The sequence below is a fragment of the Herbidospora solisilvae genome (assembly GCF_009901565.1).
Taxonomy (GTDB): domain Bacteria; phylum Actinomycetota; class Actinomycetes; order Streptosporangiales; family Streptosporangiaceae; genus Herbidospora; species Herbidospora solisilvae.
In genome coordinates this window covers 403322-420036 of record NZ_WXEW01000010.1, presented here as the reverse complement: position 1 = coordinate 420036, position 16715 = coordinate 403322, and the positions used below count along the sequence as shown (strand labels likewise).

General features: G+C 72.2%; 21 protein-coding genes. 10 read left to right on the top strand and 11 right to left on the bottom strand.

Annotated elements, in window-relative coordinates:
* Position 1: 1 nt before the first annotated feature.
* The gene (locus tag GT755_RS32580) at positions 2 to 1141 is read left to right on the top strand and encodes a sensor histidine kinase (protein WP_161483391.1); all 1140 of its coding nucleotides are present in this window, start codon (positions 2 to 4) and stop codon (positions 1139 to 1141) included.
* 11 nt (positions 1142 to 1152) lie between these two features.
* Positions 1153 to 1797: a response regulator gene (locus GT755_RS32575; RefSeq protein ID WP_161483390.1), complete on the top strand. Its 645-nt coding sequence runs from the start codon at positions 1153 to 1155 to the stop codon at positions 1795 to 1797.
* Here GT755_RS32575 and GT755_RS40800 read toward each other — a convergent pair.
* From GT755_RS40800 to GT755_RS32560, 4 genes are all read right to left on the bottom strand, one after another.
* Positions 1788 to 1910 (bottom strand): hypothetical protein, encoded by a 123-nt coding sequence (locus GT755_RS40800; protein ID WP_268903584.1) that lies wholly within the window; start codon positions 1908 to 1910, stop codon positions 1788 to 1790. The genes GT755_RS32575 and GT755_RS40800 overlap by 10 nt on opposite strands.
* A gap of 97 nt (positions 1911 to 2007) precedes the next feature.
* Positions 2008 to 2367 carry a TetR/AcrR family transcriptional regulator gene (locus GT755_RS38845; protein WP_202610741.1) on the bottom strand — a complete coding sequence of 120 codons (360 nt, stop codon included), beginning with the start codon at positions 2365 to 2367 and terminating at the stop codon, positions 2008 to 2010.
* A gap of 17 nt (positions 2368 to 2384) precedes the next feature.
* Positions 2385 to 3263, bottom strand: a complete 879-nt coding sequence (locus tag GT755_RS32565) for an SDR family NAD(P)-dependent oxidoreductase (RefSeq protein WP_161483389.1) — start codon at positions 3261 to 3263, stop codon at positions 2385 to 2387.
* A 66-nt stretch (positions 3264 to 3329) separates the two neighbouring features.
* On the bottom strand, positions 3330 to 4289 hold the full coding sequence (locus GT755_RS32560) for a GlxA family transcriptional regulator (RefSeq protein ID WP_161483388.1): 960 nt from the start codon (positions 4287 to 4289) through the stop codon (positions 3330 to 3332).
* A 95-nt stretch (positions 4290 to 4384) separates the two neighbouring features.
* Between GT755_RS32560 and GT755_RS32555 the strand changes: the two genes are divergently transcribed.
* Positions 4385 to 5023, top strand: coding sequence for an HD domain-containing protein (locus tag GT755_RS32555; protein WP_161483387.1), 639 nt, complete (start codon positions 4385 to 4387; stop codon positions 5021 to 5023).
* Between the two features lies 1 nt (position 5024).
* On the opposite strand, the gene GT755_RS32550 is transcribed toward GT755_RS32555, so the two are convergent.
* From GT755_RS32550 to GT755_RS32520, 7 genes are read right to left on the bottom strand one after another with little or no spacing between them, the layout of a single operon-like run.
* Positions 5025 to 5696, bottom strand: coding sequence for a polysaccharide deacetylase family protein (locus tag GT755_RS32550; RefSeq protein ID WP_161483386.1), 672 nt, complete (start codon positions 5694 to 5696; stop codon positions 5025 to 5027).
* A gap of 1 nt (position 5697) precedes the next feature.
* Entirely contained in the window at positions 5698 to 5973 is a 276-nt protein-coding gene (locus GT755_RS32545; protein WP_161483385.1) for a hypothetical protein, read from the bottom strand.
* 11 nt (positions 5974 to 5984) lie between these two features.
* Positions 5985 to 6800 carry a class II fructose-bisphosphate aldolase gene (locus GT755_RS32540; RefSeq protein WP_161483384.1) on the bottom strand — a complete coding sequence of 272 codons (816 nt, stop codon included), beginning with the start codon at positions 6798 to 6800 and terminating at the stop codon, positions 5985 to 5987.
* Positions 6794 to 7684, bottom strand: coding sequence for a 1-phosphofructokinase family hexose kinase (locus GT755_RS32535; RefSeq protein WP_161483383.1), 891 nt, complete (start codon positions 7682 to 7684; stop codon positions 6794 to 6796). Before GT755_RS32535 ends, GT755_RS32540 begins: the two co-directional genes overlap by 7 nt.
* On the bottom strand, positions 7681 to 7968 hold the full coding sequence (locus GT755_RS32530) for a hypothetical protein (RefSeq protein ID WP_161483382.1): 288 nt from the start codon (positions 7966 to 7968) through the stop codon (positions 7681 to 7683). Before GT755_RS32530 ends, GT755_RS32535 begins: the two co-directional genes overlap by 4 nt.
* A 2-nt stretch (positions 7969 to 7970) precedes the next feature.
* Complete coding sequence (locus GT755_RS32525) at positions 7971 to 8873, bottom strand: SIS domain-containing protein (protein ID WP_328794653.1); 903 nt, start codon at positions 8871 to 8873, stop codon at positions 7971 to 7973.
* A complete protein-coding gene (locus GT755_RS32520; protein ID WP_161483381.1) occupies positions 8870 to 9796 on the bottom strand; it encodes a carbohydrate kinase family protein in 927 nt (308 codons plus the stop codon). The genes GT755_RS32525 and GT755_RS32520 overlap by 4 nt, the downstream gene beginning before the upstream one ends.
* 151 nt (positions 9797 to 9947) lie before the next feature.
* Here GT755_RS32520 and GT755_RS32515 point away from each other — a divergent pair, with 151 nt between their 5' ends.
* From GT755_RS32515 to GT755_RS32485, 7 genes are all read left to right on the top strand, one after another.
* Positions 9948 to 10265 carry a hypothetical protein gene (locus GT755_RS32515; protein ID WP_161483380.1) on the top strand — a complete coding sequence of 106 codons (318 nt, stop codon included), beginning with the start codon at positions 9948 to 9950 and terminating at the stop codon, positions 10263 to 10265.
* A gap of 168 nt (positions 10266 to 10433) precedes the next feature.
* Positions 10434 to 11768 carry an ABC transporter substrate-binding protein gene (locus GT755_RS32510; protein ID WP_161483379.1) on the top strand — a complete coding sequence of 445 codons (1335 nt, stop codon included), beginning with the start codon at positions 10434 to 10436 and terminating at the stop codon, positions 11766 to 11768.
* Positions 11769 to 11779: 11 nt separating this feature from the next.
* On the top strand, positions 11780 to 12664 hold the full coding sequence (locus GT755_RS32505; protein ID WP_161483378.1) for a carbohydrate ABC transporter permease: 885 nt from the start codon (positions 11780 to 11782) through the stop codon (positions 12662 to 12664).
* Positions 12661 to 13464: a carbohydrate ABC transporter permease gene (locus GT755_RS32500; protein ID WP_030452561.1), complete on the top strand. Its 804-nt coding sequence runs from the start codon at positions 12661 to 12663 to the stop codon at positions 13462 to 13464. Before GT755_RS32505 ends, GT755_RS32500 begins: the two co-directional genes overlap by 4 nt.
* An 11-nt stretch (positions 13465 to 13475) precedes the next feature.
* Complete coding sequence (locus GT755_RS32495) at positions 13476 to 14465, top strand: D-2-hydroxyacid dehydrogenase (RefSeq protein WP_161483377.1); 990 nt, start codon at positions 13476 to 13478, stop codon at positions 14463 to 14465.
* Complete coding sequence (locus GT755_RS32490) at positions 14465 to 15235, top strand: DeoR/GlpR family DNA-binding transcription regulator (protein WP_161483376.1); 771 nt, start codon at positions 14465 to 14467, stop codon at positions 15233 to 15235. Before GT755_RS32495 ends, GT755_RS32490 begins: the two co-directional genes overlap by 1 nt.
* 12 nt (positions 15236 to 15247) lie before the next feature.
* Complete coding sequence (locus GT755_RS32485; protein WP_161483375.1) at positions 15248 to 16600, top strand: family 4 glycosyl hydrolase; 1353 nt, start codon at positions 15248 to 15250, stop codon at positions 16598 to 16600.
* The last annotated feature ends 115 nt before the right edge of the window (positions 16601 to 16715 follow it).

The following is a 16715-nucleotide window of genomic DNA, read 5'->3' as shown; positions in this document are numbered from 1 at the left end:
CGTGTACACGCTGATCCTGCCTCTGGCGGTGGGGGTCGGCCTGGTCCATCTCGTGCTGGTGCTGTTCGGCGTCCTCACGACGGTCAACCTCATCGGCGTGCCGCTGCTGGCCCTGAGCCTGGTCGCCGCCCGGGGTCTGGGCACGGTCAACCGGAGGCTGGCCCGCGTGCTCCTCGGGGTGCCGATCACCGATCCCGCGCCCTTCCGCCCCGGCAGGGGACTGTTCCGCTGGATCGGCGCGGCGCTCACCGACGCGACGGGATGGCGGGCGGTCGCCCACGCCCTGCTCCGGCTCCCCGCCGCCGCGCTCGCCTTCGCGGCCGCCGCCGGTCTGTGGGGAGGGGGCCTCGTCCTGCTCGCCTCCCCCTTGTGGCGGGGCTGGCCGGGCGCGGCGCTGCTGAGCCCGGCCGGTCTCGTGCTCCTCCTGCTGGCCCCCTCGGGGCTGCGGCTCGCCCTGGCGCCCGAACGGCTGCTGGCCCGGACGCTGCTCGGCATGTCCGCGAACGAGGCAAGGATCCGCAGGCTGGAGCGGGCGCGGGCGTTCGCCGCCGACGACGCGGTGGCCCGGCTCCGCCAGGTCGAGCGTGACCTGCACGACGGGACGTCGGCCCGCCTGGTCACCCTGGCCATGACCCTGGGCCTGGCCCGCGAAGAGCTCGACCTCGGCCACCTCGAACGCGCCCGTCCCCTGGTCGAGGGCGCGCACCGCGACGCGAAGGAGACCATGGCGGAACTGCGCGACCTGATCCGGGGCATGCTCCCGCCCGCGCTCGACCAGGGACTCGAGACCGCCCTGGCCACCCTCGCCGCCCGCACCCCGATGCCCGTCCGGCTCGACGCCGACCTGCCCGAGCGGCCCGACCCCTCGATCGAGGCCGTCGCCTACTTCTGCGCCGCCGAACTGCTCGCCAACGTCGTCCGGCACAGCGGCGCCCGGCACGCCTCCGCCGACGTGCGGGGCCGCGACGGCCGGCTGACCCTGGTCGTGCGTGACGACGGCGCCGGGGGCGCGGTCACGGGCGCCGGATCCGGGCTGCGCGGCCTGGCCGCCCGGACCGGCGCGGTGGACGGAACCGTCGACGTCCGCAGTCCCGCCGGAGGCCCTACGGTGATCACCGTGGCCCTCCCCCTCCACATATGAAGGGACGACGCATGCGCATCGTGATCGCCGAGGACGCGGCGATGCTCAGAGACGGCCTCCGCATGCTGCTCACCGCCCGGGGCCACGACGTGGTGGCCGCCGTGGGCGACGGCGAGGCGCTGCGGGCGGCCGTGGCCGAACACGAGCCCGACGTCGCCGTGGTCGACGTGCGCATGCCGCCGTCCCACACCGACGAGGGCCTGCGGGCCGCGATCCGGATCCGCCGCGATCACCCCGACGTGGGCGTGCTGGTGTTCTCCCAGTACGTCGAGACGCGCTACGCCGCCCAGTTGCTCGCCGAGGGCGCCCACGGGGTGGGCTACCTGCTGAAGGAGCGCGTCGCCGACGTCGCGGACTTCCTGGCCGCGCTCGACCGGATCGCCGACGGGGAGACCGTGCTGGACCCGGAGGTCGTCACCCAGATCATGGGCGCGAGCCGCCGCGTGGAGACACTGGCCACCCTCAGCTCCAGGGAACGCGACGTCCTGGCCCTGATGGCGGAGGGCCGGTCGAACAGCGCCATCGCGAGTGCGCTGTTCCTGTCATACGGCTCGGTGGAGAAGCACGTCAGCCAGATCTTCGCCAAACTCGGCCTGCCGCCGTCGGACCACGACCACCGCCGTGTCCTCGCGGTCTTGCGGCACCTTCAGGCCTGAGGCGGCGCGGGGCGCACGCCGTCGAACAGGGTGGCGAGGTAGCGGCGGGGGGTGTCGATCTGATCGGCGGGGGCGCTGCCCCTGACGGCCACCGCGTGGGCGAGGCCGCACATGAGCGGCACGAGGTCGGCCGCGTGAGGTCGGCGCGCACGGCCCCGGCGGCGTGGGCGCGGTCGAGGAGCGGGGTGCCGGCCGAGGCGAGCGACCCCTTCAGTTCCGTGGTGCGCGGCAGGCGTCGACGGCCACGGCGGCGACGGGCGGCAGGGCGGCGTCGGTGACTTGCGCCTCGACGACGCGGGACAGGAAGCCCTCCAGCGCGCGCCGGGGGTCGGGGTCGGTCAGCGCCTGCTCGCCGTGCCCGGCCAGGGCCTCCAGGCAGGGCGCGGCGACGGTCTCCAGCAGCGCCTCGGGGGTGGCGAAGTGGCGGTAGACCGTGGCGACCCCGACGCCGGCCCAGTGGGCGACGTCGTTGAGCTGCACCGGGGTGCCCTGGTCGACCAGGTCGCGGGCGGTGGCGACGATCCGCTCCCAGTTGCGGGCGGCGTCCTTGCGCAGCGGTGTGGTCGTCATGGGGAGAGTATCCCGGTTCACCGCCGTGCCACGGGCGCGTGGGCCCGGCTGAGCAGGGCGACGGCCTCGGCGACGCGCGGGTCGGTGGCGGCGCGGATCGGGGCGACCGGGCGGGCCCGGGGCCCGAGGACGAGACCGGTCCGGCCGGTCAGCGCCGGGTCGATGGCGGCGGTGATCGACGGCTTCGCCGCCTCCGACGCCGGGCCCGAGGTGCTCCGGGCGAACACGCGGCGGACCAGCGGCCACAACAGCCGCAGGGGCGGCGAGACGATCTTCGGGTCGGTCATGGTGCCGTCGGTCATGTCGGTCGCCGCGCCTCCGGGATCGGCGGCGAACACCGAGACGCCGGTGCCGTCGAGCCGTTTCGCCAGGTCGAGGGTGTAGGCGAGGTTGGCGAGCTTGGCGCGGCCGTACCAGTGGAAGCCGTAGTAGCCGCCCGGCGGTTCGACGGCGTCGAACCGCGTCCTGGCGCTGCGCACCGCGCCCGAGGTGACGTTCACGATCCGGCTGGGCGCCCCGGCGGTGAGCACGGGCAGCAGCAGTTCGGTCAGCAGGTAGGGCGAGAGGTGGTTGACCACGAACGACGCCTCGACGCCGCCGAGGTCCGCGCGGTCGGCGAACATCGCCCCGACGTTGTTGACCAGCACCGTCAGCGGCTCCCCCGACGCGGCGACGTCGTGGGCCAGGGCGCGGACCTGGTCGAGCGAGCCGAGGTCGGCCCGGCGGAACCGGGCGGGGTGGGCAGGCCGGGTGGCGTCGATGCGGTCGACCGCGCGGGCTCCCCGGGCGGGGTCGCGCCCGACCACGGTGACTGCGAACCCGGCGGCGGCCAGCCCCAGCGCGGTCTCCAGACCGATGCCTCCCGTGCCGGCCGTGACCAGAGCCGTCTTCGTCATGTGCCCTCCGTCCAGAAAAAGCGGATAGTCCATCCGCTCAGAAAGACGGTAGCACAAATGGATGGACTATCCGTTTCGAGTGGTCGTGGTGGCGAAGCGCTGACGGTAGGCGGTGGGCGTGATGCCGAGGTGGCGGTCGAAGACCCGGCGGAGGGTCTCGTCGCTGCCGAGCCCGCTGTCGCGGGCCGCCGCCGTGACGCTGTGCCCGTCGAGCAGCAGCCGCTGGGCGTGTTCGAGGCGCACCCGCTCGACCCAGCGGGCCGGGGTGGTGCCCAGTTCGGTGTGGAACAACCGGGTCAGGTGGCGGGTGCTGACGGCCGCCGCGGCGGCCATGGCCGGCAGGCCGTGGTCGGCGGCCGGGTCGGCCAGCACGGAGTCGATCAGCACCCGCAGGACGTCGTGGCCCGCGGGCGGCGTGGTGGCCGCGGTGAACTGCGACTGCCCGCCGGGCCGCTGCAGGAAGACGACCAGCTCGCGGGCGATGCGGCGGGCCGCCTCGGCTCCGTGGTCGTCCTCCACGAGGGCCAGGGTCAGGTCGATCCCGGCGCTGATCCCGGCGGAGGTGACGAACCGGCCGTCCCTGACGTGGATCGCGTCGGGCTCGACGCGCACCAGGGGGTGACGGCGGGCGAGCACGCCCGCGTGCCGCCAGTGGGTGGTGGCGCGGCGGCCGTCGAGCAGGCCGAGCTCGGCCAGCACGAAGGCGCCGGTGCACACCGAGGCGACCCGGGTGGCGCCGGAGGCCAGCGTGCGGGCCGTCGCCAGCAGGCCCGGGTCCAGAGGCCGCTCGGCCAGCAGGTCGCCGCCAGCCACGAGCACCGTGTCGACCGGGCCGGCCTCGGCCGCCGTCACGACCCCGCTCAGCGGCAGGCCGGTCGACGTGGTGACCTGGCCACCGGAGGCGGAGACCAGGACCAGCTCATAGGGGCGCCCGGCCTGACCGGCCTGGTGCAGGACCTCGGCGGGGCCGCTGACGTCCAGCAGGGTCACCCCGTCGAACACCACGAATCCGACCCGGTGGTTCATGTCTGAATCTGTGGTTCATCCGTCAGAAAGGACATGGCCCCCAGTGTAGGCGGCCGGAGATTCTGGAGTCGTACCGAGAAAGAGGGAGGAAGATCATGAGCGAGACGATCGCGGGCGTGCGGATCCCCGACAGCCCTCTCGCGCGGGCGGCGACCGAACTGGTCAGGGAGGCGGCCGAACCGCTGCTGTTCGACCACTCGCGGCGGGTGTTCCTCTGGGGCTCGCTGCGCGGGCGCGACCAGGGCCTCTCCTTCGACCCCGAGCTGCTGTACGTCGGCGCGATGTTCCACGATCTCGGGCTGACCGGGCGTTACCGCAGCACCGGTCAGCGGTTCGAGATCGACGGCGCCGACGAGGCGCGGCGGTTCCTGCACGCCCACGGCATCATCGGCCAGGAGGCCGATCTGGTGTGGACGGCCATCGCCCTCCACACCACCCCGGAGATCCCGCTGCACATGGCTCCGGAGATCGCGCTGGTCACCCGGGGGGTGGAGCTCGACGTGCTGGGCATCGGCTACGACGCCGTCTCCGGCGAGCAGCGGGCGGCCGTGGTCGAGGCCCATCCCCGGCCCGACTTCAAGAAGCGCATCCTGGCCGCGTTCACCGACGGGATCAAGGACCGCCCCGAGACGACGTTCGGCAACGTCAAGGCCGACGTGCTGGCCCACTTCGTGCCCGGGTTCGTCCGGGGCGACTTCGTCGAGGTCATCGAGGGCTCGGCCTGGCCCGAGTAGGTCAGGCGATGCGCTGGATCATGGTGTTGCTGATCTGGTAGCGGTATCCGGCGTCGAGCACCGCACGGTCCTGGAAGTCGCTGGTGCCGAACGGCGTGCCGTACAGGTAGACGTTGGCGACGGCCTCCTGGCCGGTCACCTCCTGGACGCGGCGGCGCGGTTCGGCCAGCTCCCGTTCCACGTCGGCGGCCGTGACGATGCCGCCGATCGGCGTGTGGCTGCCGGTGTGCGGGACCACGACGTGGCGCTGCCCGATCTCGGCGACCTCGTCCCAGGTCAGGGCCAGGCGGTCATAGGAGAGCTCCTCCTCCACCAGGTCGATGTCGTGGGCGTCGGCGAAGGCGCGCTGCTCGGCGGGCGGGCAGTCGACGAACCTGGTGATGATCGGGAACCACGCCGTGAGGCCCAGCTCGTCGCAGATGGGGGCGGCCACCGTGTGGTTGTTGCGGTAGCCCTCGTAGAAGACCGGGATGAAACCTGGCCGGTCAAGGCGCCACTCGCCGGTGGCGTAGAAGTGGTCGAGGTCGGCCACGGTGACGCTCGCGAACGCCTTCGCGTAGGCGGCGAGCTCCTCGCGGAGCTGGCCGGCGGTCGACTCCGGGGTGTTGTGGTAGTTGACGACGCGCAGGTGGCGGCCCTCTTCGAGGGCGGTGCGGTAGTCGGCGAATCCCATGTCAGTCCTCATCCGGGAAGAAGTGCACGCGGGCCACGACGGTGACCACCGACGCCAGGGCCGCGAGGTCGTCGTCGGCCGCATCGGGGCGCACCACCGAGGCGTACCGGCCGGTCAGGTCGGCCAGGGCCGGGCCCTCGGCGCGGTCGGCGGCCGGCGTCGAGGGGCCGCGCAGGTCCTCCAGCGCGAGGAACATCGGGATGCCCTCCCGCTCCAGGGCACGCCGCTCGTTCTCGGCGAGGATCGCGCCCGGGTCGGGGTGCGGGGTGAGACTCATGGTCGGCTCCTTCAGTGGAGGACCCGCAGCAGACGGGCGACCTGCGCGCCGACCGCGGTGCGGGCGGGCTTCAGGTATCTGCGCGGGTCGACGGTGGTGTCGGCGGCCAGCACCCGCCGGACCTCGGCGGTGAACGCCTTGTTCAGGTGGGTGGCGATGTTGATCTTCGTCATGCCCGCGGCGACGGCCTCGGTGAGCCCGTCGTCGGCGACGCCCGACGAGCCGTGCAGCACCAGCGGGACCGGCACCGCCGCGCGCAGCTCGGCGATCAGGCCGAAGTCCAGCGCGGCGTCGCGGGTGAGCATCGCGTGGGAGGTGCCCACGGCGACCGCGAGGGCGTGCACGCCCGTGGCGGCGACGTAGGCGGCGGCCTCGGCCGGGTCGGTGCGGGCCCCGGGCGCGTGCACGCCGTCCTTGCCGCCCACCTCGCCCAGCTCGGCCTCCACGAAGACGCCGGTCCGGCGCACCACCTCGGCGGTCGCGGCCACGTTCTCCTCGTACGGCGACGCCGACGCGTCGAACATCACCGACCCGAAGCCCAGCTCCACCGCCTGTTCGACGAGGTCGGCCCGGGTGGCGTGGTCGAGGTGCACCGCGACCGGCACCGACGCCTCGCGGGCGACGGCCAGGCAGGCCGCGCCGATGGCGGCCAGGCCGCCGTGGTAGTCGACGGTGTTCTCGCTGACCTGGAGGATCACCGGCAGCCCGGCCTCCTCGGCCCCGGCCACGATGCCCTGGGCGTGCTCGACCTGGATCACGTTGAAGGCGCCGACGCCGCGGCCGGCGGCGTACGCGGCGGAGATGATCTCGGCGGTGGGGGTCAGCACTCTCGCTCCAGTGGTTCCGTGGTGACGACGGTGAGGTTGGCCCGGTAGGCGGCGTGGTCGGCCTGCCCGGCCAGGGGTGACCTGACGGCGGCGGCCGACAGGGCGGCGGCGTGCTGCAGCGTCTCGGCCCAGTCCCAGCGGGCGACCACGCCCATGGCGATGGCCGCGACGGCGGCGTCGCCCGCGCCGGTCGGGTTGCCCTCGGCGAACGGCGGCACCGCCCGCCACACTCCGTCGGAGGTGTCGGCGTGCAGGCCGCGCGGCCCGTCGGAGACGACGGCGGCGCGGGCGCCGAGCTCGCGCAGCCGCATCGCGCCGTCGCGGACGGAGGTCGCCGCGCCGAAGGTGCGGCTCAGCTCGTCGGCGTTGGGCTTCACGACGTGGGGGCGGGCGGCCAGGGCGTGGACCAGGGCGTCGCCCTCGGCGTCCACGATCGTCGGCACGTCGCCGGCCAGCGCGGCGAGCACGGCGTAGGCGTCGGGCGGCACGCCCGGCGGCAGGCTGCCGGACATCACCACGGCGGAGGCGCGCGGCGCCCAGGCCTGGAAATCGGTCAGGAACGCGGTCCACTCCCCGGCCGAGACGGCCGGGCCGGGCTCGTTCAGCATCGTGACCTCGTCGGCGACGACAGCGATCGTGCGGCGGGTCTCCCCGCCGATCGGCGTGAAGGCGTTGGGCAGCCCGGCCGCCGCGCCGAACCTGGGGTCGGCCAGGCCCAGCGCGGTCACCTCATGGCCCAGCGCCCGCAGCAGCCGGGCCACGTTCAGGCCCTTGCCGCCCGCGCGCACCGCCACCTCGCCGACCCGGTTGGTGGCGCCCAGCCGCAGGCCGGGGACGCGATAGGTGACGTCGTAGGCGGGGTTGAGCGTGACGGTGAGGATCACCCGACGACCCCCGGATCGGGCCAGGAGACGAAGACGTAGCCGGGGTCGACGCCCAGTTCGGCGCTCAGCAGCGCGGCGGCCCGGTCCACCGCCGCGCGCATCATCCCGGGGTCGCGCGGCCGGCCCCGGACGACCGCCGTGACGCCCGCGCCGTCGAGGACGGCCAGCCGCTGCGCGACGACCGCGCCGGGCGGCAGGTCCAGGGCGTCGGCGACGGTGCGAGCCAGCCGGGCGGACAGGTCGGCGGGGACGGGGGCGGTGGTGGCGTACTGGACGAAGGGCACGGTTACTCCACGACGACCGAACGGGACAGGTGCTCGGGGCTGTCGCACTCCAGCCCCCGGTACCGGGCGTAGGCGACGGCCAGGCGGTGCACCCGGACCAGCTCGGCCTGCGGGTCGCCGGTCGCGACGCGGAGCGTGGCCCCGGTCGCGTTCACGGCCTCGACGACGTCGGCGGGCAGCGGGCCGAGCGCCCACACGAGGCTGCGCGGCGAGGCGCAGGCGATGGGGCCGTGCCGGTATTCGAGGCTCGCGTACGACTCCGTCCACAACCGGGCCGACTCGCGCAGCTTGAGAGCGGCCTCCTCCGCCAGGCCGCGCGCCCAGCCCGTGCCGAGGAAGACGACGTGGTCGTAGTCGGCAGGGTCGGCGACCAGCGGCCCGGCCAGCGCGGCGCGGGCGAGGTCGGGCAGGCCCGCCACGTCGTCGCCGATCGAGGCGCGCAGCAGGGTCAGCGCGGAGGTGGCGTAGCGGGTCTGCACGACCGAGTGCTCGTCGGCGAAGTCCATCACGATCGTCTCGTGCGCGGCCTCGGTGATCGGCGAGCCGGCGGTGCCGGTGATCGCGATCGTGCGGGTGCGCCGCGACAGGTCGCGGGCGACCCTGACCAGGTCGCTGGTGGTGCCCGAGCGGGACAGCAGGATCGCCGCGTCGTAGGCGTCGTCGTCGTCGAGTTCGGTGGCGATGGCGGCGCGGGTGCGGCCCTGGCCGAGCTGCTGACGGCGGCGGGCGTAGCTTTCGAGGATGTAGTAGGAGGTGCCGCAGCCGACACCGAGCACGTTCGCGCCGGCGGCGGGCAGCACGCCGGTCGCGGCGGCCAGGTCGATGGCGCGACGCCAGGTGTCCGGCTGGGACTCCACTTCGGCCTGCGTGCGCCGGGCCAGCTCGGGGGCGGTCGTTGCGGTCACTTCTGGGTCTCCTGGAGATCGTGGACGGTGAGGGTGCCCGCGAGTTCGAGCGCCTCGGGGAGGGTGGGCTGCGCGGCGGTGCCGCCGAGCCCCTGGGTCGAGAGGGCGCCGCAGGCGGAGGCGACGCGCAGCGCTTCGGCGTGGGTGCCGCCGCGCAGGAGGGTGGCCAGGAAACCGGCGTCGAAGGAGTCGCCCGCGCCGGTCGTCTCGACCGGGGTGATCGCGGGGGCGTCCACGCTGAGGGCGGTGCCGTCGGGCAGGTTCAGGGTGGCGCCGTCGCCGCCGCGTTTCACCACCAGCCCGCAGGTCAGCGGCCCGCCGTTGGCGCGGGCGATGTGCTCGGCCTCCTGCTCGTTCGGCAGCAGGTAGTCGAGGTGGGGCAGCAGCGCCGGCAGCCCGTGGTCGAAGGAGCGGGACGGGTCCCAGTTGGGGTCGACCGACGTCGTCCCGGCGAACTCCTGCACCAGGGCGGGCAGGCCGGCCCACAGGTCGTACTGGAGGAAGTAGGAGCTGACGTGGAGGTGCCGCGCGGCGGCGAGCGCCTCGGCGGGCACGTCGGCAGCGGCCAGCCGGCCGATCTCGCCGGGGAAGGTCAGCATCGAGCGGTCGCCGCGGGCCCCCAGTACGACGGTCATCCCGGTGCGCCGGCCTGGTCTGCGCAGGCAGTAGCGTGTGTCCACCCCGCGCTCGGCCAGCCGGTCGAGCACGAAGTCCCCGAGCCAGTCGTCGCCGACCACCCCGGCCATGGCGACGCGGGCGCCGAGCCGGGCCGCCCCGCAGGCGGTGATCGCGCCGGAGCTGCCGAGGACGATCGTGGCGTCCTCCACGATCTCCTCGACCTGCCCGAACGTCGGCCGCACGTCGCCGCACTCGACGACGACGTCCGCGTTCAGCTCCCCTGCCACGAGGAGGTCGAATTCCATGTCAGGTCACGTCCTGGTCATCGGAGGTACGGGGATCCTGGCTCCGGCCGTGGTGGGATTGGCCGCCAGAGGGATGGTCGTTTCTATCGTTTCGCGCAACAAACATCGCACTTCAGACATTGGCGACATAGTGCTAGCAGACGTTACAAATGTGCCCAGTTTCGTGACGGCCCTGGGTGACCGGCGCTTCGACCTGGCGCTGGCGTATCTCCCGTTCGGCGACCAGGCCGCCTGGGACGTCGTCGACGCCCGCGCCGACCGGGTCGTCCAGGTGCTGACCAGCGCGTACGCCGCGCCCGACGGGCCGCGGCCCCCGCTGCCGGACCGGCCGCGGCTGATCCTGGGCTGGCACCCGACCGGCCGGTGGCACACCCCGGAAGAGGTCTCCGCCGCCGCCCTGGAGCTTGCCTTCAGCGGGGACGACGCGGTGCTCGGCGTGACCCGCCCTTGGGGCGACCGCCCCGCCTGAACGCGCACGCCGATCCCCCGAAACTCTCAAAAACGCGCAGATCTGTCATTTCAGGACCGTAGAGACGGCCGTCGTGACTGTCAAGTGACCATTTTGCGATGTATTGACGTTTTCTGCGTGAAGTTGATAGGAACTGCACACCAGGCCGGAGCCCAAGGGAGGCCCCCCATGAATTTCAACCGCCGCCAGTTCCTCCGCGCGGCCGGTATGACGGCCGCGGGCGCCGCCGCCGCGAGCGCCCTCGCCGCCTGTGGCGGCGGTGACGCCGGCACCAGCGCCCCCGCCGCCGCCGCGAGCGCCGGCGCCGCCACCGGTGACCTGACGTTCTCCGTCTGGGGTTCGGACGCCGAGATGGCCGCCTTCAACACCGTCGCCCGCGCCTTCGAGAAGGCCAACCCGGGCGTGAAGGTGAAGGTCGAGCAGCTTCCGTACGACCAGATGCGCACCACCCTCGACGCCCGGCTGCAGTCGGGCCAGGGCCCCGACCTGTTCCGCGTCACCTACAACGACATCGGCATCTACAGCTCGCAGGGCGTGCTGACCGACCTGTCGGCGACGATCGGCGCGGACTCGGCCCAGTTCATCGACGCCCTGTGGGCCGGCGTGCAGTACGAGGGCAAGCCCTACGGCGTCCCGCACCACACCGACACGAGCGCGATCCTCTACAACAAGGCGCACTTCGCGAAGGCCGGCATCACCGACGTGCCGACCACCCTCGACACCGCCTGGACCTGGGAGCAGTTCCTGGAGGTCGCCGAGAAGCTGAACGCCGCCGGCACCGGCGCGACCGCCGCCTTCGGCGTCAACTGGCAGCAGTACGGCGCCTACCGCTGGTTCAACTGGCTCTGGCAGGCGGGCGGCAAGGCCCTGGGCCCCGACGGCAAGAGCGTCGTGTTCGACTCGCCGCAGGCCCGCCAGACCCTGGAGTTCACCAAGTCGTTCTACGACAAGGGCCTGATGCCGAAGAACATGATGGTCAAGACGGCCAACAGCCCCGACCTCGTGTTCGGCTCCGGCAAGATCTCCATGGCGTTCGTCGGCGACTTCCTACTGCCCGACATCAGCAACACCGCCAAGGGCATCGAGATCGGCGCGACCTTCCTGCCCAAGGGCCCGGCCGGCGCCGCCTCCGACCTCGGCGGCAACGCGGTCGCGGTGACCACGCAGAGCAAGGCGCCCGAGGCCGCCGCCGCGTTCGCCAAGTTCCTCGCCGAACCGGCCAACATGCAGCTGTTCTGCGAGCAGACGACGGTGCTCCCGGCCCGCAAGGACCTGGCCGGCGCCAAGCTGAACTACGCCGTCTCCCCCGACCTGATGCCGGTCTTCCAGCAGCAAGCCACCACCATGCCCGCCGACCTGGTCCAGTTCGTCACCCTGCCCGGTTTCTCCGGCGTGAACGACGCGCTGGTGCAGAACCTGGAGGGCTACTTCACCGGCGGCCAGTCCGCCGACGACACCGTCGGCGCGATCGGCACCGCGATCGAGAAGGCGCTGTCCGCCTAAGAGGAGGCCCGATGGCAACGGTCCGGACGCGGCGGGCGCGCGAGGCGCTGACCGGCCTGGCGTTCGCCGCACCGGCGGTGGCCGTCTTCGCGGTCTTCATGTTCTGGCCGCTGATCCAGGTCTTCTGGATCAGCCTCCAGCAGACCCGCGGTTTCGGCATCGCCAAATGGGTGGGGCTGCAGAACTACCAGGAGATCCTGAGCGACAAGATCTTCTGGACGGCGTTGTGGAACACCGCCCTCTACACCGCGATCTCGGTGCCGCTGTGCCTGGTCGCGGGCCTGGCGGCGGCGCTGCTGCTCAACAGGCGCATGCCCGCCCGGGGACTGATCCGGGCGGTCTACTACCTGCCCGCCGTCATCTCGGGCGTGAGCAGCGCGCTCATCGGCGCCTGGTTGTTCAACGAGGACATCGGCCTGGTCAACCGCGTCCTGGACGTCGTCGGGCTCGGCCCGGTGCCGTGGCAGTCCGAAGGCGTGCCGGCGTTGTTGTCGCTGGTGGCCATCAGCCTGTGGATCGGCCTCGGCTTCAACATGGTCGTCTACCTCGCCGCGCTCCAGGGCATCCCGCGCGAGGTGTTCGAGGCGGCCCGCTGCGACGGCGCCTCCCGGTGGGCGACGCTGCGCCGCATCACGATCCCGCAACTCGGCCCGACCACGTTCTTCCTGATCGTGATCGGCATCATCAACAGCTTCCAGGTCTTCGACATCGTCTACGTCATGACCGGCGGCGGCCCCGGCAACTCGACCACGATGCTCGTCACCTACGCGTACTCCGCCGGGTTCGAGCAGCGGCAGCAGGGTTACGCCTCGGCCATCGGCGTCGTGCTCTACCTCATCGTCCTGGTCATGACGATCGTCCAGTGGCGTGTGAACAAGCGGAGGGACGTCGCATGACGCGCTATCGCCTGGCGTTCGCGATCACCGGGGCGGTCGCGATGTTGTTCCCCGTCTACTGGATGGTCGTCACCGCGATCTCCTCCTCGGCCGACATGCGCGGCCCCGGGCTGCACCTGTGGCCGACGAGCGTGCGGTGGGAGAACCTGACCGACCCGCTGAGCAAGTTCCCCTACGGCATGTGGGCGGTGAACTCGGTGTTCATCGCCGTCGTCGCCGTCGTGCTGACCGTGGTCATCAACCTGATGGCCGGCTACGCCTTCGCCAAGTTGCGCTTCCCCGGCCGGAACGTGCTGTTCATCCTCATCATCAGCACGCTGATGGTGCCGGTGCAGGTCGTGATGGTGCCGCAGTTCCACCTGGTGGTGGACTTCGGGCTGATCGGCAGCGACTGGGGCGTCATCGTGCCCCGGCTGGCAGAGGCGTTCGGGTTGTTCATGGCCCGGCAGTTCATGATGGCGATCCCCGACGAGCTGATCGAGGCCGCGCAGTGCGACGGGTCGAGCCAGTGGCGCATCTTCCGCACGGTCGTGCTGCCGCTGTGCCGTCCGCTGATCGCGGTGCTGGTCATCTTCACGTTCATGTGGCGGTGGAACGAGTTCGCCTGGCCGCTGATCGTGCTGAAGGACCCGGAAAGCTACACCCTCCAGGTCGGCCTGCTGTTCCTGAAGAACCAGTACGGCCAGGACTACGGCTCGCTGATGGCGATGTCGCTCCTGTCGATGATCCCGATGATCATCGTGTTCGCCCTGTTCCAGCGGCACTTCGTCGAAGGCATGGCCCGATCGGGCATCAAGTGAGGACTCCCCCGATGATCAACGTGCTGGTGACCCTCGACTTCGACGACGACTGGCTTGCCGCCGTGACCGTGCCCGGCGTGCGGGTGCGCAGGCACCTGGCCCGCAGCGCCGAGGAGATCCCGGCCGATGTGCTGGCCGAGACCGACGTGCTCTACACCAACACCGCGTTCCCGAAAGCCGGCGCGGCCCCCCGGCTGCGCTGGGTGCAGCTCGACACGAGCGGCTGCGACCACGTCAAGGGCACCGACCTGTGGGACTCGGAGGTCGACGTCACCACCATCGGGGGCGTCTCCCCGAAACCGCTGGCCGAGTGGGTGCTGATGATGATCCTCGCGCACGCCCACCACCTGCCGCACATCATCGGCCTGAACGGCGACCGCCACTGGCCCGATCTCGACTACCGGTGGAACCGGCTCATGCCGCGCATGATCCCCGGCTCCACCGTGGGCATCGTCGGCTACGGCCGCATCGGCCAGGAGATCGGCCGCCTCGCGCACGCCTTCGGCATGAACGTCATCGGCATGCGCCGGGGCGGGACTCGGGCGGGCGAACGGTTCAGCGAGGTCGCCGACGAGACCCCCGCCGAGGTCGTCGGGCCCGAGGGCCTGCCCGGCCTGCTGGCCCGCTCCGACTACGTCGTGCTGACCGTCCCGCACACCGACGAGACCCACCATCTGCTGGACGCCGACGCGTTCACCCAGCTCAAGCCGGGTGCCGTGGTCATCAACGGCGCCCGGGGCGGGGTCGTCGACGAGGACGCGCTGCTGGCCGCCCTCAGAAGCGGGCAGGTCGGCTACCTCATCTCCGACGTGTTCGCCGAGGAACCGCTGCCGGAAAGCAGTCCTTTCTGGTCGGAAAGCAATGTCCTGATCACTCCGCACGTGGCAGGATTCGCGCCCGGCTACCACGATCATGTCCGCGTTCTGTTCACCGAGAATCTGCGGCGGCTGGTCGAGGGCCGCCCCCTGCTGAATCTTGTGGACAGAAAGGCCGGCTACTGATGCTGAGCGAGAGGCGCCGGAGCGAACTGCTCTCCCACGTGCGCAGCCGAGGGTCGGTGAGCGTGGACGACCTCGCGGCCCTGCTCAACGTGAGCGTCTCCACGGTGCGCCGCGACCTCGACGAGATGGACGAACGCGGCCTGCTGCGCCGGGTCCACGGCGGCGCGGTCGCCGTGGACGGCGGCCCGGAGGTCGCCGAGACGCCCATGGTCGAACGCTCGATCCGCAACCTCGACGAGAAACGCCGCATCGCCGCCGCGGCGGCCCGGCTCGTGACGCCCGGCAGCGCGGTGCTGCTGACCGGCGGCTCGACCACGGCCCAGATGGTGCCCCACCTGGTCACGGTCCCGGACGTCACCGTGGTGACCAACTCGGTCGCCATCGCGTACGCGATCGGCATGGCCTCGGAGACCACGCAGGTGCTCGTGCTGGGCGGCCTGATGCGCAACGCCGAGTTGTCGCTGCTCGGCCACCTCACCAGCCAGGCGCTCAACGACGTGCACATCGACGTCGGCTTCTTCAGCGCCTACGGCATCGATCCGGCGTACGGGATGCTCGGCGCCCACCTGGCCGAGGCCGAGACCGACCGCAACATGATCGCGGCGGCCACCCGGCTCGTCGTGCTCGCCGACCACAGCAAGTTCACCCAGCGCAGCGCCGTGCGCATCGCGCCGCTGTCGCGCATCGACACGGTCGTGACCGACACGGCCGCGCCGGTCGAGGCGGTGACCGCGCTCGAAGGCGCGGGCGTCACCGTCGTTTCCACCTGAGATAGGAGCACCATGAAGGTCCTGGTCCTGATCGGAGCAGGTTCGGCCGTCTTCACCAGGGGCCTGCTGGCCGACCTGATCTCGGCCGACGACCTCGGGGCGTGGGAGATCCGCCTCGTGGACGTCAACGAGGAGGCGCTCGGCGTGGCCGCCCGGCTGGCCGGGCTGATGGTCGAGGCCAGGGGCGCGGGCGACCGCATCACCGTGCGCTCCTCCACGGACCGCCGGGAGATGCTGCCGGGCGCCGACTACGTCGTGACCTGCGTCGGCGTCGGCGGCCGGCCCGCGTGGCAGGCCGACCACGACGTCTGCATCAGGCACGGGATCTACCAGCCGGTCGGCGACTCGGTGATGCCCGGCGGCATCTCCCGCCTGCTGCGCACCGTCCCGGTCATGGTCGAGATCGCCCGTGACGTCAAGGCGCTCGCGCCCGGGGCGTTCTTCTTCAACTACAGCAACCCGATGACCGCCAACGTGTACGCGATGACCCGCCACGCCGGGGTCGAGGTCGTCGGCCTGTGCCACGGCATGCACCACGTGCAGCGCGAACTGGCCGCCTTCGCCGGTCTCCCCTTCGAGGAGACCTCCACCCTGTACGCCGGCATCAACCACCTGACCTTCATCTACGACTTCCGCCACAACGGCGCCGACGCCTGGCCCGGCGTGCGGGAGAAGGTGGCCCGCGAGCTGGCCGTCGCGCCCGAGCCGCAGGACATCGGCTCCATCTGGGAGAACGGCAAGGCCTGGCACAACCCGTTCTCCTGGGAGATCTTCCAGCGGTACGGCGCCTACCCGGCCGCCAACGACCGCCACGTGCTGGAGTTCTTCCCCGAGCGCTGGGCGGGCGGCTCCTACTACGGCAAGACCCTCGGCGTGGACGCCTTCTCGGTGCCGGAGATCCTTGAGTGGGGCGAGAACCGCTACCAGGGCATGCGCGCCCAGGCGCTCGGCGAGGCCCCGCTCGACGAGACCGTCTTCGACCGCTCGACGGGCGAGCAGGAGCAGCTCATCGCGATCATCCGCTCGATCGAGCTGGACCAGAGACAGATGTTCTCGGTCAACGTGCCGAACCGGGGCGCGGTCCCCGGCCTGCCCGACGACGCGGCACTGGAGATCCCCGGCGTGGCCACCGCCCGGGGCCTGCGCCCGGTGTCGGTGCCCGACCTGTCGGCCCCGCTTACCGCGATCCTGGCCCGCCGCCTGACCTCGGTCTACCTGGCGGTCGAAGCGGCCATGACGGGCTCACGCGACCTCGCGGTGGAGGCGATGATCGCCGACGGCGCGGTGACCGACCCCGAAGCCGCCGCCCGGCTCACCGACGCCCTCATCGCCGAACAGAAACGTTTCCTACCGGCCTTCGCCTGAGCACGTGGCTTGAGCACGTCGCTTGAGCACGTCGCTTGAGCACGTCGCTTGAGCACATCACCGGAGCACATCGCCCGAGCACATCGCTCGGTCAAAGTCCCGCACGCCTCTCCGG

What these genes read in the sequence shown, in the direction of transcription:
- GT755_RS32575 (WP_161483390.1), top strand. Translation starts at nt 1,153, where the DNA reads ATGCGCATCGTGATCGCCGAGGACGCGGCGATGCTCAGAGACGGCCTC.
- GT755_RS40800 (WP_268903584.1), bottom strand. Translation starts at nt 1,910, where the DNA reads ATGTGCGGCCTCGCCCACGCGGTGGCCGTCAGGGGCAGCGCCCCCGCC.
- GT755_RS38845 (WP_202610741.1), bottom strand. Translation starts at nt 2,367, where the DNA reads ATGACGACCACACCGCTGCGCAAGGACGCCGCCCGCAACTGGGAGCGG.
- GT755_RS32565 (WP_161483389.1), bottom strand. Translation starts at nt 3,263, where the DNA reads ATGACGAAGACGGCTCTGGTCACGGCCGGCACGGGAGGCATCGGTCTG.
- GT755_RS32560 (WP_161483388.1), bottom strand. Translation starts at nt 4,289, where the DNA reads ATGAACCACCGGGTCGGATTCGTGGTGTTCGACGGGGTGACCCTGCTG.
- GT755_RS32555 (WP_161483387.1), top strand. Translation starts at nt 4,385, where the DNA reads ATGAGCGAGACGATCGCGGGCGTGCGGATCCCCGACAGCCCTCTCGCG.
- GT755_RS32550 (WP_161483386.1), bottom strand. Translation starts at nt 5,696, where the DNA reads ATGGGATTCGCCGACTACCGCACCGCCCTCGAAGAGGGCCGCCACCTG.
- GT755_RS32545 (WP_161483385.1), bottom strand. Translation starts at nt 5,973, where the DNA reads ATGAGTCTCACCCCGCACCCCGACCCGGGCGCGATCCTCGCCGAGAAC.
- GT755_RS32520 (WP_161483381.1), bottom strand. Translation starts at nt 9,796, where the DNA reads ATGGAATTCGACCTCCTCGTGGCAGGGGAGCTGAACGCGGACGTCGTC.
- GT755_RS32510 (WP_161483379.1), top strand. Translation starts at nt 10,434, where the DNA reads ATGAATTTCAACCGCCGCCAGTTCCTCCGCGCGGCCGGTATGACGGCC.
- GT755_RS32505 (WP_161483378.1), top strand. Translation starts at nt 11,780, where the DNA reads ATGGCAACGGTCCGGACGCGGCGGGCGCGCGAGGCGCTGACCGGCCTG.
- GT755_RS32500 (WP_030452561.1), top strand. Translation starts at nt 12,661, where the DNA reads ATGACGCGCTATCGCCTGGCGTTCGCGATCACCGGGGCGGTCGCGATG.
- GT755_RS32495 (WP_161483377.1), top strand. Translation starts at nt 13,476, where the DNA reads ATGATCAACGTGCTGGTGACCCTCGACTTCGACGACGACTGGCTTGCC.
- GT755_RS32490 (WP_161483376.1), top strand. Translation starts at nt 14,465, where the DNA reads ATGCTGAGCGAGAGGCGCCGGAGCGAACTGCTCTCCCACGTGCGCAGC.
- GT755_RS32485 (WP_161483375.1), top strand. Translation starts at nt 15,248, where the DNA reads ATGAAGGTCCTGGTCCTGATCGGAGCAGGTTCGGCCGTCTTCACCAGG.